Genomic DNA, 13,231 nt, shown 5'->3' with positions numbered 1-13,231 from the left:
AGCGGTGCACGCCGTCTGCGCCCACCCGCATGGCCGCAGCCCCTCACCTAACCATCTGGCTGGCAACGGTCGGGTGTAGTTGATAGAATCTAATCCGTTGCTGCCCTTCAACCACGGGGACGAGAATCTGCTTCTCTTTCAACTGGTGGAGGATGTTCCTTGATTTCTTAATTCCGAATTGAAAAAGTTCAGATACATGACGAGGAGAGATCGCTTTTCCTTGTGAGAGTGCTAGCCGACAGATCGCTTTTTCGACGATATTTAACTCCCCATATTGTTCCTGATCACCATGCTGTTCGCTGAAATACTTACCAATAAATTGCAGAATAATCTGCTCGCACATACGAGGATGATTCTGCACATCATCATAGGAAAAACGTAATACTTTCCATCCGTCGATTATCAAATGATTTTGGCGTATGAGTCCATCAGAGAATTGTGTGCGACTGATCTGGCTGGCGTGTGTGGTGTACCCATCAATTTCGATAGCAAGTTTCAGTCCTTGCCTAATGTAAGCAAAATCGATATAACGGATGCCATCACGGAAATCCTTAACCTCAAATTCTGGATGCAAATATAGAAACTCACCCAATGCTCTCCACCACACTTGTTTCAAAAATAATCGCTCGGCATGACCATGCCCTTCCATTAATCTGCGCAATCTTTCACCTTTTCGTTTGCTGGAATGCTCCTGAATGAATGCCTTATAAGATGTATCGAATAATGTCATAACCCAAACTTCCCCCCTTTTTTATTAGAAAAGAAAATAAAGAAGCCGCTCCCTAGCATCAGCAAAAGCTGAACTAGAGAAGCGGCGTGTGCTTCACTACCATTTTTTAACACTTTACCATGGGCATGTGGGAAAAATCAAGCAATGGGATTATTTCACAGAGTTAGCTGCGTGAGCAAGGGTGCTCTTTCACGGAAAGGTGAAGACGGGTGTTGGAGGCGGTTTGTGTCAGCTTTCGAATTTGATCTATTGGATGACGCTGCATACGTCGCTTACGGTAACGGAAAGGTATCGTCACAGCTATGATGTATTTCCAGATGCAGGGAGATCGCAGCCTTTTGGGAGCGGGGCAACCTGTTACTATAATTACTTGGATTTGCAAATTCGGAACGAGACACAAGAACCGTATCAGCTGAAGATCCAGGTTTCGGATACCCATTTAGTTGGCGAATGGCGCGCACTTAGTCCCAATCTTCATAGCTACGAAATTTATGAGAAGAGCCACAGAATTACAAGAGAATACTGGGGTGGATATGTCCGGCATAATCAAATTCACCGGAAGGTGATGAATCGAGAAGGGTAGCTCGTTAGGGATGAATGGGTGACGGATAACCATGCCATTATGATGTACGAACCTTTGCTGACAGCTGGAGATGGCGATAATAATTGATGAAATTTTAATCGGGTATATGGTAAAAATATACACTAATGGTGTCGGCACACATAGAAAATTCTACCTCTAGATTGTATCTTATAAACTGTGTTGTTTATATATTACATAGCGAGAGGTGAATTTGGCATGAAGTTTCTTGTACTTATTCATGTTTTGTCTGCCATTATCGGGGTTGGTCCAACGTTTTTTGCGCATGTGCTGTTAAGAAAAAAACAAACGCTAGAGGAATTGCGGATGTCCTTGCGCGTCGGAAGTCGGTTGGAGATCTTCCCGAAAATCGGAGGTACGATTGCCGTGCTAACTGGATTGTTATTGATTTGGTTGGGTGATTACGGCTCCATCATGCAAATTTGGTTGATCGGCTCGCTTGTGGCTTATGTGATCATTCAAATTATTGCCATCGGCTTCGCTACGCCTAATCAGAAAAAACTCGGAGGCTGGGTGTTGGATCCTTCCAATCAGAAAGCGACCTCACTCCCTGGTGAGCAGCTGCTGCTATGGGCCAAGGCTCGTAACTATTTCTATGCGGCATCTACCGTAGGTGTCATTTTGTTTATTTTTATGATCATCAAACCAAGCTAATATCAAGCGATGGGCATTTAGTTTGAAGAATCTCGCGAAGGCGATGGAATCGCATTTGCAAAACGAATTAAGATTGGTAACCAACACTCAGAGGCATGGCTCTGGGTGTTTTTTTATGATCAAATTTGGAATGAATCACCAACTGGGGAATAATTTTACCTAAAAGTGGGAAAATATGCTGTACATGTTATAGAGGAATGGTGGTGCAAAGATGGTATCGATTCGGAGATGGTTAAAAGGAATGAATTCAGATCCAAGTAAGCAATCATCCCTTCCTCTACATCAAACGATTACAGGAGTCATTGAAAATGACCTTACTACCTTGCAAACATTTTTTACATTTGCTCCAGATCTCGTTACACGTCGGTTTCAATTAAGAACAGGGGACAATGCCGTTCTTGTCTATTTGGAAGGGCTCATTGATAAATCAGCGGTCAATAATAACATCTTATACCCGCTTATGTATGAACTCGAGTCGATTGACGATATTTGGAACTCTTCCATTACGATTGCAAAAACAGAAATGATCACCTTATGGGCAGATGGTGAAAGCGCGATTTTTGAAGGTAAAAGCATCCTAATTATTGAGGGGCAGAAGCGTTCACTTATTTTACATACACAAGGCTGGCCTCAAAGAGCAATTAAAGAGCCGCAAATCGAATCGACGCTAAAGGGGTCACATCAAGGTTTTGTCGAGACTTCAGGACAGAATATTGCTATGATCAGGCGCTATCTTCCTAATCGCGAACTAAAAATAAAAGAATATAGTGTCGGTTCTCGGGGGAATACGAGAGTATCTATCATGTATCTCGAAGATGTCATACAACCTAATATTGTGAAGGAAATGGAAGATCGATTATCACAAATTAATGTAGATGCCATTTTGAATACGGGAGAATTAGCGGAGTATATTGAAGATCATCCAATAAGTTTGTTTCCGCAGTTAATTATGACGGAACGTCCCGATGCGGCTGCAGCCCATATTTTGCAAGGAAGAATAGTTGTCGTTGTCGACCACTCCCCCAGCGTAATCGTGGCTCCTGTAACCTTTTCGGCGTTCTTTCAAAGTGTTGATGATTACAGCAATCGTTGGCTCATAGCCACTTTCCTGCGTTTATTGCGCTTTCTAGCCTTAATTACAACAATCTCTTTATCGGCGATATATATAGCCATTGTTTCGTTTCATTATGAAGTACTTCCTTTGGCTCTGTTGGTATCGATTGGAGAATCCAGAGCAAAAGTACCTTTTCCTCCGATTGTTGAGGCGTTTCTTATGGAATTGGCACTAGAGATGTTAAGGGAAGCGGGGTTGCGTCTACCAGGTCCTATCGGACAAACGATAGGTGTTGTCGGGGGTATTGTCATCGGTCAGGCGGCCGTCCAAGCGGGAATTGTGAGTAATATTATGGTTATCATTGTTGCCATCACGGCAATTTCCTCCTTTATTATCCCTGATTATGATATGTCCTCCTCGCTGAGGTTGCTTCGCTTTCCAATGATGCTTCTAGCCGCTGTTTTCGGTATGGTGGGTATTGTGATTGGATTGATGATTATAGGTGCGCAACTTATTTCAATGGAATCGTTCGGAATCTCCTATGGAAGTCCGATTGCTCCAATCCGACTGTCTGATTGGAAGGACGTATGGATTCGACTCCCGATGTGGAAAATGAAAAAACGCCCAGTCTCGACCGATCCAACTCAACTTATAAGACAGGGGGCAAACAGAGAAGGTGAAGATCAAGTATGAAATATACGTTTAATCAAATTTCTTTGTACCAATACATTTTAATCATATTTGAAACTCAAGTTGGGATCGGTGTCCTGTCCCTTCCTCGCGATTTGGCCAAAACCGGGGGTTCGGATGGGTGGATATCCATTGTACTGGGGTGGATTTTATCCATCCTAGTAAGTTTAGTTGTCATTCAAGTCATGAATAAGAACCCCGAATCCACCATATTTGAACTTTTAACTCAATACTTTGGCAAGTGGGTGGGGAAAGGTTTATCTGTTTTTTGGATTCTGTATGCGGCCTATGCGGCAAGCGTGGTCATGTTTTCAACAGTCTATCTCGTAAAGTTATGGATCGTACCTGGTATGCGGGAAGTTATCTTGATGCTTCTGTTTATCATTCCCATCTATATCATCACGAAGCATGGAATTAGGGTGATCGGACTCTTTGCTGAATTCGTTCTCCTTATCTCCTTGTGGATGCCTTTTTTATTGTTGTATGCCTTAAAAGATACTCATTGGTTGTTTCTTCTTCCAATCGGTAAAGATGGCCTGTACCCCATTCTCTCCACCGTAAAATCAACAATTCTTTCTTTCCTTGGTTTTGAAATGGCTTTTATCCTATACCCGTTTCTAAAAGATAAAAAATCCGCGTCCAAAGGAATAGTGATTGCGAACTCTTTATCCATGATGATATTCGTTATGGTAACCGTAATCAGTTTTGTTAGATTTTCTCCAGATGAGATCAATGATTACGTCTATCCTACGCTCAATTTACTGAAGCTCATTCAACTGCCATTTTTAGAGAGGTTGGAAATCATCTTTCTTTGCGTTTATTTATTTACGCTGTTTATGACGATCATTCCCTACTTGTATGCAGCTGTTCTTGGTGCAAGTCAATTATTCGGTAAGCAGGATCATCGAACTATGTTACGAGTTGTCATGTGCCTCTGGTTCATCTTACCCTTCTTCTTTCTTCCTTCTGGTTCCCAAATAAATGATATGGGCAAATCGTGGGGGATGGCAGGTACTTATTTCGCTTATGTGCTTCCCATTATACTGTGGATCTATGGATGGCTGTTTCATCCTGCTAGAAAGGAACAAAAGCAATGAAGACACGGTGGGGCATTCTTGTATCGTGGGCAGCCTTATTATGTTGTTTAACAGGGTGTGGTAAGGAAGTATATATAGAAAATCAACGGTTTATGGTTGCTGAGGGTATCGATTTTGATGAAGATAAGAAATTGGTCATCTACACAGCCAGTCCTGTCTTCAGTAGAGAAGCAAAGGATAGATATAAAATCACTTCGACAACTGCGGATACGATACGTATTGGTAAGAAACAACTCGAGTCGCAAATAAACGGCAGTTTTGGGCCTGGCAAGTTGCAAAGTATGCTTATAGGAAAAAACCTGCTGCAGCAAACCAATGTATTACCCTACTTAGATGTCTTCTTTCGCGATCCTAAAAATGAAATTAATGCCAATATGATTGTGGTTGATGGGCCTGTTAAGGAGGTTATGTATGCAGATATGCGTGATAAAGGCCAATTGGGTAGCGTGATCAAACTAATGATTGAAAGTACATATAAAGGCAGAATTTCAGTACTGACAACCCTTCAGAAATTCCATCAACAACTGATGGATAATACAATAACGCCAAGTATAACTGAAATGAGAGTAGAGAAGGATGATCTTGTTATTTCAGGGACCACCCTTTTACATAAAGATGGTACCTATGCAACTTCTTTGAATATTCAAGAAAGTTCGTTATTGCTATTATTGCAGCGAAATACGAATAATCCCATACCGCTAACTTTTCACATTCCTCCTGAAATATTTCATTCGGAAGAAGAAATGTCTTATGTGAGTTTCAATATTAACAAAGTAAAGGTTAACTTTAAGTCAAAATTTGAAGAAAATCATCTTACAATCGATATCCAGATGAAGGTTCAGATTGATTTAATGGAACGCATGTTTACTTTAGACATGGAGAAACAGAGCAAACAGCTGGAACAAGCGGTTGAAGATGAACTAAAAAAAGAGTGCCAGGCTGTAATCAAGAAAGCTCAAAAGCATGAAGTGGACCCCTTTGGTTTTGGGATTTATGTGAGAGCGCACGATTATAAAAACTGGAAGAAGGTAGAGGATAATTGGGTAGAAACACTATCTGATGCAACTGTTAATGTTTCTCCTAAAGTTTCCATCAAAAGTACCGGTGTTTCCGAATAAAGAAAAGCCAACGAAAAGGAGAGGATTAACCATGAACAAATATTCGTTCAATCAAATCTCCTTGATACAATATATCCTTATTATTTTTGAAGCCCAAGTCGGGATTGGGGTCCTATCCCTGCCAAGCGATTTAGCTAAGAGGGCAGGTACCGACGGATGGATATCAATAATATTAGGCTGGATGGTGTCTACGCTGCTAAGCTTAGTCATCATTCGAATTATGAAGAAGAATCCCGAGCATACCATATTCGAACTTTTAACTACATACTTTGGTAAGTGGGTGGGTAAAGGCTTAACGGTAGTATGGATTGTGGTTGTCGTATGTGGAGTAAGTACCGTTATGTTTTCAACGATTCATATCATGAAAATATGGATCGTTCAGGATACAAGGAACGTCATCTTAATGATCCTTTTTACCATACCCATCTATATCATTACGAAGCATGGGATAAGGATGATTGGACTCTTCGCTGAGCTTGTTTTATTTATCACTTTGTGGTTACCTTTCTTATTGCTATTTGCACTAAAAGATATCCAATGGATGTACCTTTTTCCAATAGGAAAAGTTGGCGTGTATCCCATTCTGTCTGCCGTAAAATCAACCATTTATTCTTTCCTTGGATTTGAACTTGCTTTCATTCTTTATCCTTTTCTTAAGGACAAGAAATCAGCTTCCAAAGGAATTGTGATTGCCAATTCATTAACAATGATTGTGTATCTAGTAACGACAATCGTCTGTTTTATTAGATTCTCTCAGACTGAGGTCGCAGATTACGTTTATCCCATGCTTAATTTATTGAAGGTGATCCAATTGCCTTTTATAGAACGGCTGGAGATCATCTGCCTGAGCTTTTATTTGTTTATGATATTTATGACGATAATTCCGTATCTCTACGCGGCCACTCTCGGAATTAGTCAATTATTAGGCAAGCAAGATCATCGAAATGGTTTACGCATACTCCTATTCCTATGGGTCTTATCGTCATTCTTCTTTATCCCTACTTCTTCCCAAATCACTCAAATGGGCCAAGCCTGGGGGATAATAGGGATATATAGTGCTTACGTATTACCAATTTTTCTTTGGATGTATGGATGGATTTTTCATTATTTCATGAAAAAGGAAGCGAAATCATGAAGAAATTCAAACCTATTTCGTTGATATTGGTCGTTTTAATGATCGTATCAGGGTGCGGTAAAGCCGTCTATATAGAGAATCAACAGTTTGTTCTTACAGAGGCAATTGATTTTGATGAGAATAATAAGCTTGTCGTGTACACGTCAACTCCTGTTTTCACGAAAGAAGCCAAGGATCGATATAAAATCACATTCGCAAGGTCTAATACGATGCGCAAATCAAAAGGGCAAATTAACAGTAAGACCAGCGGCATCCTGGCTTACGGAAAATCTCAAAATGTTCTCATAGGAAAAAAACTGCTGCAGCAAAGAAACCCATATCCCTATTTAGATGTTCTCTTCCGTGATTCCCGCAATGAGATTAATGCGAATGTGATTGTGGTTGAAGGGACAGTTAAAGATGTGATGTATACGAACATGAGTGATAAAGGCCGAATTGCCACCGTGATCAAAGATCTTGTAGAAAGCACTTATAAGAGCAGAGTCACCGTGCAAACCTCACTACAACAATTTCATCAACAAATAAAGGATAAAGGAATGACGCCTGCTTTAACTGAAATGAAACCTGTGAAAAATGAACTCATCATTTCAGGTACTGTTCTTTTACATAAAGACGGTACTTTCGCGACCTCTTTGAATCATCAAGAGAGTTCTCTGCTTATTTTATTGCAGGGTAATACGAAAAATAGCATTCCGTTAACGTTTCAACTTTCTCCTGAATTGTTCCATACGAACAAAGAAATGTCCTATGTGAGCTTTAATATCAAAAAAGGAAAGCCTAAGATTAAGGCGAAATTCGAAGATGATCATTTGACGATAGATATTGAGATGAAGGTAAAGATCGATTTGACGGAGAGACTGTTTGAACTAGACGTAGAGGAGAAGAAAAAACAGTTAGAACAAGCCATTGAAAAAAATTTGAAAGAAGAATGCGCGGCTCTAATCAAGAAAGCTCAAAAATATCAAACAGATCCCTTTCAATTTGGCGTCCATGTACGCGCATATCACTATAAAAACTGGAAGAAGGTAGAGGATAATTGGGGAAAAGCGTTATCTGAAGCAACAGTAAATGTTTCACCTGAAGTGAGCATCAAAAGTATTGGGGTATTAGAATAGTAATTGAACTATGTTAATAGGTGAAACCTATAAATGCGATAGCTTTTATATCTAAAGAGGAGAGTCTGCTTATGATACAATGATAGCAGGTTATACCGATAGGGATGTTAACAAACTAGGTTTGCTAAAATAAGGAGTGAATGATTGTCATGGCTGATGTGAAAAAAATTGCGGTAATCGCTGGAGACGGTATTGGTCCAGAAGTCGTTGCAGAAGCAGAAAAAGTATTGAAACGTACCGAAGAATTATTCGGATATCAATTTGAAACAGAACACGCGCTTTTCGGCGGTATTGCAATCGATGAGAAAGGTACACCACTTCCGGAAGAAACATTGAAAGTTTGTCAATCCGCAGATGCTGTACTTCTTGGAGCAGTTGGTGGTCCGAAATGGGACAACAATTCCAAAGAACTTCGTCCTGAAACAGGTCTTCTAGGTATTCGCAAAGCGCTTGGCTTGTTCTCCAACATCCGTCCTGCGTTCATTTTCGACTGCTTGAAAGAAGCTTCCACATTGAAACCAGAGGTTCTTGAAGGCACAGATTTGATCGTTGTTCGTGAGTTGACTGGCGGTATTTACTTCGGTGAGAAATTCCGTCGTGAAACAGCTAACGGTCAAGAAGCGGTTGATACTTGTGCATATAACGTAACTGAAATCGAGCGTATCGCGCGTCAAGCGTTTGAAATTGCACAAACACGTCGTAAGAAGCTTGCTTCCGTTGACAAAGCGAACGTTCTTGAAACATCTCGCCTATGGCGTGAAACAGTTAACCGTATCGCGGTTGACTACCCAGATGTTGAGCTTGAGCACGTATTGGTTGATAACTGTGCGATGCAATTGCTTCGCCGTCCGTCCAGCTTCGATGTTATCGTAACAGAGAACATGTTCGGCGACATCTTGAGCGACGAAGCAGCGATGCTTACAGGCTCCATCGGGATGCTAGCATCTGCTTCCCTTGGCGAAGGCGCATTCGGCTTGTACGAGCCGGTACACGGTTCTGCACCTGATATCGCAGGTCAAGGTATCTCCAACCCAATCGCAACAATCCTTTCCGTTGCTTTGATGTTCCGTTTGACGTTCGGTTACCACGAAGCTGCGGATTCCATCGAGCGCGCTGTGAAAGAAGTCTTAGACGCTGGTCACCGCACAGGCGACATCGCAGTGGATAAGAGCACAGCGATCGGTACGCTGGCAATGGGTCAATTGATTGTTGACGCAATGCGCAAATAATCATACAAATAAGCTCGCACTTTCGAAGCAGATTTGCTTCGGGAATGCGGGCTTTTTTTGTTCCAAAAACGTATGCAGGGGAATGAATGCGTTCACAAGGGAGTTGACCCTTGAATTAAAATAATTATTATCTAATATACGATCTAATTATTGACTTTCAAGTAGGGGGATGATACCATTTTATACGGATAATATAGAATTTAGATAGATTTTGAGGAGGAATTATACCCATGGCAGAACGTTTAGTTGGTAAACAAGCTCCTGATTTTACAATGGAGACAGCTACAGGTGACGGTACAGCATTTGGTAAAGCATCTTTGTCCGATTACAAAGGAAAATGGTTAGTTCTTTTCTTCTACCCATTGGACTTCACATTTGTATGTCCGACTGAAATCACAGCACTTAGCTATGCTGCTGACCAATTCAAAGCATTGGACACTGAAATTCTTGGTGTTTCCATCGACAGCATCCACACACACAAAGCGTGGATCAACACACCGGTTAACGATAACGGTCTTGGGAAATTGGCATTCCCACTTGCTGCTGACATTACGAAATCCGTTGCACGTGACTACGGCGTTCTAATCGAAGAAGAAGGTATCGCGCTTCGCGGTCTATTCATCATCGATCCAGAAGGCGAATTGAAATACGAAGTTGTTAACCACAACGACGTAGGCCGCAGCGTAGAAGAAACACTTCGTGTGCTTCAAGCGCTTCAATCCGGCGGATTGTGCCCAATGAACTGGAAACCAGGCGACAAAAACTTGGTTGTTAAATAAGTATTAATTACATAGGAAGGCCCCTCGGTTAGCATGCGAATGCGGGCGGAGGGGTCTTTCTTCTTAAGGAGAACAGACGATGGATAGTATAACGACCGAAGATTTATATTGGATACGTAAAGAAGGTAATGAAGCGGTTATTGGTTTCACTGAGCATGCCTTAGAGAAATGGGGGATGATTCTGTTCATCGAGCTGCCAGAGAAGGGGGCCGAGTTAACGAAAGGGGAGTTCATGAGTACACTCGAAACCGCTGTTGAAGAATTTGATTTATTTTCGCCCGTGTCAGGAAAAGTGCTTGCGGTGAATATGTTGGTAGACCGTACTACCATGCTGCTATATGAGTCGCCTTATGACAAGGGCTGGTTGTTTCGATTAGCGTTGGCTTAGTCACCGCCACCGCCACCATCGCCACCACCAGAATCGCCGCCTCCACTATCCCCGCCACTGTCGTGGGAGTGCCCGTGATCACTATGACCGCCATGATGCCCATGGCCACCATGATGGCGATGATCCTCATACAGAGAAGAGTCGCTAGCAAAGCCGCTATAGCTGGCGTCATGGTTGTCATGTCGACGTCTTCGCTGTCGCCTGCGCTGAGACTCGTGGGAGAAAGCAGAAAAAAGAAATAGAATGGCAATTACGAAAATGAAAATGGTGATGAAAGTACCCATATACAGGCCTCCTCGATGAAATAACTGGATTTTCTCCCGCTAATTCTGATTATTCTAAGCAAGTTTAACGAATAACTGTATTTTCTACATCTAATCCACGATATTTACCTCACAACCGACAGATTCACTAAATTTAACTGTAGAAAACCCATCAAATCAACTAATACGGATAAATTTACAAAAAATAAATGTATATTTTCCATTTATGATGAGAGATGGCATGGTGGTCACTACTAGTGGGACTTGCCTCAGCCGAAAAAAGCCGTCCCCCATAGAGAACGGCCGACATACTTGGATAATTATTTGGTAAGTTGTTTGTACTTGTTCAGATACTTAACCACAGTGAGCACATAGGTCGCATGAGACCAAGTAAGTGGAGCAACAGATACAGGCTCGCCGGAGAAAGGATCTAATTGCTCGGACAACACGCCACTTTCCATGGCATGTTTGACGACCCACTCGAGTGTTTTGCGCGGAGCCTCTAGGTCGGCAATCGTTTTGGCATACTCGATTTCCCATTCCGCAATCCAGAGGGTACAAATGATCCAAGGATTGCCCGGCACTTTCTCAATATCGGTGGAGCGTTGGAAGTAATAATCATGATGATAACGGGCGGAGCCACCGACTTCCGTTTTGATCATGAGACCTTCTTTATTCGCTTGCATCGTGCTTACTACACGTGGATCGTCAGCAGGCAGTACGCCAAACTCAAAAATGCCGTACACAGAGCTTTCCAACGTCATATCCTTAACCCATTGGCCGTCTTCCATATATAAGCCGCGAACGAATCGTTGTTCACCTTCGTCCCATAGATGCTTCAGGATACCGGATTTTATTTTCTCCGCCGTATGTTTGTAGCGATTGCTGCGCTCCTCATCTCCAAACAGGTTGCTGAAGTTCGAAGCAGCGATCAATCCCCCGTACACAGCAGATGCTGTAAAGGTGTAGATCCCGTAGCGTTCTTCCCACAGATCGTAACTCGGCTTCGGTAGATTCAGTTCTTGATCAATGTAAGTGGACATGAATCTCGCCGCTCTGCGAATGAGATTGCGATATAAAGATTGAGCAAACTCCAAACTTCCATTTTTCTGAAAATCCTGCCAAAGTGCAAATAAGACAAGCGCCGTTTCATCTTCCTGAATAGGAAGCTGTACACGGCCGGAATGAATGTAGGGATGCCAGCTGGAGCCTACGGTGCCGTCAGGATTATATTTGTGATGCAAGTAACCTTCTGGCGACAGCACATTCGCACAGAAGTTAAAGAACGGAATGATCATCCCTTGGTAACCAGCCATGGACATGGAATAAGCGATTAACGCACCATCGCGCGGCCACATGTAGCTGTAATGATCTCGGTTGCTCTGCATGATGTCAGAATCGTTCGCCGCAATAATAGCCCCGTTCACATCGGTTTGCGTGCGGACGAGCAGCAAGCTTTGTTTGAAGAGACGTTGTACTTCAGGTGTGAGATCGAAGTAGTCGCGATCGATTTTGTTCGCCCAACGCTGCCAATACACCGTAACACGGTCAAGCAGCTTGCCTGGGTGGCTGTCTTTAACATAGGAGTCAAGCTTCTTAACTTCCTCCAGATTCTTGCCTGCGCCCATCCAGTAGTAGAGCGTTTGATTTCCGTTAGGAGGGACGAACAGTCGGAAAGAGATCGTACTATCGACCGAGCCCTGTGCAATGGCATTGCCCATCAGATGACCATCTTCAGCATCACGCCATGTGCCTTCGGCGTTATAGAACCTTTTGACACCAGTGGAATATTGATAAATCCCTTCCGTGCCAGTACTGCCGTTAAACATGAAGTAACGATCTTTTTTATAATGAAAGACGGTATTCGTTGAAGGGTAGTACGCAGCTGTATCGCCAACTTCCGTCTCATTAATGAGTAAGTCCTGGTTGAAGAACATACGTACTTCACGAACCGTATTCGTGTGATTGGTAATGTGAATTCGTTTCAAATAAATATCCTCACGCTGGTGAACACCGTCATTCATAAGCAGAGTTACACCGAGGCCGGGATGTGTAGCTGTCACTTCAGTGACTAGGGAATCCTCCACATACGCAAGCTTGAATTGCCACTCAGGGGCATTCAGCCATGCGAAGTCACCATCTACCCATACACCAACACGGCACTGATAACCGCCAATATGGTTAAGCTGGCCTACGAAAGGATAGTACAGATCTCGCATGTAGGAATGCTGATCGAGGTTAATAAGGAATTTTCCATTTCCGATGACCAGATGTCTTGGCAATACAATCACTTCCCCACTCTTTTGTTTGATCGCGCATTCAGATCAGGCCAGGAGGACTGAACGATGGAGCACAAGTCTTGCAATTAGGTTACCTAA

Annotated in this window: 12 protein-coding genes and 1 pseudogene; 10 read left to right on the top strand and 3 right to left on the bottom strand. The window is 42.5% G+C overall.

What is annotated here, in order from left to right; translation table 11 throughout:
* Positions 1 to 43 precede the first annotated feature (43 nt).
* The gene (locus tag ACSQ8P_RS28980) at positions 44 to 730 is read right to left on the bottom strand and encodes a DUF559 domain-containing protein (RefSeq protein WP_436238357.1); all 687 of its coding nucleotides are present in this window, start codon (positions 728 to 730) and stop codon (positions 44 to 46) included.
* Between the two features lie 181 nt (positions 731 to 911).
* On the opposite strand from ACSQ8P_RS28980, the pseudogene ACSQ8P_RS28975 reads away from it, so the two are divergent.
* From ACSQ8P_RS28975 to ACSQ8P_RS28930, 10 genes and pseudogenes are all read left to right on the top strand, one after another.
* Positions 912 to 1,400: pseudogene (locus tag ACSQ8P_RS28975) on the top strand (VanW family protein); the annotation flags it as partial.
* Between the two features lie 129 nt (positions 1,401 to 1,529).
* Positions 1,530 to 1,985 carry a DUF2269 family protein gene (locus ACSQ8P_RS28970; RefSeq protein WP_436238356.1) on the top strand — a complete coding sequence of 152 codons (456 nt, stop codon included), beginning with the start codon at positions 1,530 to 1,532 and terminating at the stop codon, positions 1,983 to 1,985.
* 211 nt (positions 1,986 to 2,196) lie between these two features.
* Positions 2,197 to 3,732, top strand: coding sequence for a spore germination protein (locus tag ACSQ8P_RS28965; RefSeq protein WP_436238355.1), 1,536 nt, complete (start codon positions 2,197 to 2,199; stop codon positions 3,730 to 3,732).
* A complete protein-coding gene (locus tag ACSQ8P_RS28960) occupies positions 3,729 to 4,826 on the top strand; it encodes a GerAB/ArcD/ProY family transporter (protein WP_436238354.1) in 1,098 nt (365 codons plus the stop codon). The genes ACSQ8P_RS28965 and ACSQ8P_RS28960 overlap by 4 nt, the downstream gene beginning before the upstream one ends.
* Positions 4,823 to 5,944, top strand: a complete 1,122-nt coding sequence (locus ACSQ8P_RS28955; RefSeq protein ID WP_436238353.1) for a Ger(x)C family spore germination protein — start codon at positions 4,823 to 4,825, stop codon at positions 5,942 to 5,944. The genes ACSQ8P_RS28960 and ACSQ8P_RS28955 overlap by 4 nt, the downstream gene beginning before the upstream one ends.
* Positions 5,945 to 5,975: 31 nt before the next feature.
* Entirely contained in the window at positions 5,976 to 7,079 is a 1,104-nt protein-coding gene (locus ACSQ8P_RS28950; RefSeq protein ID WP_436238352.1) for a GerAB/ArcD/ProY family transporter, read from the top strand.
* Positions 7,076 to 8,194: a Ger(x)C family spore germination protein gene (locus ACSQ8P_RS28945; protein WP_436238351.1), complete on the top strand. Its 1,119-nt coding sequence runs from the start codon at positions 7,076 to 7,078 to the stop codon at positions 8,192 to 8,194. Before ACSQ8P_RS28950 ends, ACSQ8P_RS28945 begins: the two co-directional genes overlap by 4 nt.
* A 149-nt stretch (positions 8,195 to 8,343) precedes the next feature.
* Positions 8,344 to 9,423: a 3-isopropylmalate dehydrogenase gene (gene leuB, locus ACSQ8P_RS28940; protein ID WP_056609132.1), complete on the top strand. Its 1,080-nt coding sequence runs from the start codon at positions 8,344 to 8,346 to the stop codon at positions 9,421 to 9,423.
* A gap of 230 nt (positions 9,424 to 9,653) precedes the next feature.
* On the top strand, positions 9,654 to 10,202 hold the full coding sequence (locus tag ACSQ8P_RS28935; RefSeq protein WP_028554012.1) for a peroxiredoxin: 549 nt from the start codon (positions 9,654 to 9,656) through the stop codon (positions 10,200 to 10,202).
* 79 nt (positions 10,203 to 10,281) lie between these two features.
* A complete protein-coding gene (locus tag ACSQ8P_RS28930; protein ID WP_436238350.1) occupies positions 10,282 to 10,590 on the top strand; it encodes a glycine cleavage system protein H in 309 nt (102 codons plus the stop codon).
* On the opposite strand, the gene ACSQ8P_RS28925 is transcribed toward ACSQ8P_RS28930, so the two are convergent.
* Both ACSQ8P_RS28925 and ACSQ8P_RS28920 read right to left on the bottom strand, forming a co-directional pair.
* Positions 10,587 to 10,874 (bottom strand): hypothetical protein, encoded by a 288-nt coding sequence (locus ACSQ8P_RS28925; protein ID WP_436238349.1) that lies wholly within the window; start codon positions 10,872 to 10,874, stop codon positions 10,587 to 10,589. The genes ACSQ8P_RS28930 and ACSQ8P_RS28925 overlap by 4 nt on opposite strands.
* Positions 10,875 to 11,173: 299 nt before the next feature.
* The gene (locus ACSQ8P_RS28920; RefSeq protein WP_436238348.1) at positions 11,174 to 13,135 is read right to left on the bottom strand and encodes a glycoside hydrolase family 15 protein; all 1,962 of its coding nucleotides are present in this window, start codon (positions 13,133 to 13,135) and stop codon (positions 11,174 to 11,176) included.
* Positions 13,136 to 13,231: the final 96 nt, after the last annotated feature.

The sequence above is a fragment of the Paenibacillus sp. LjRoot153 genome (genome assembly GCF_964253085.1).
Lineage (GTDB): Bacteria > Bacillota > Bacilli > Paenibacillales > NBRC-103111 > Paenibacillus_E.
Note: the sequence above shows the minus strand (reverse complement) of the source record. Positions and strands in the feature narration are given on the sequence as shown.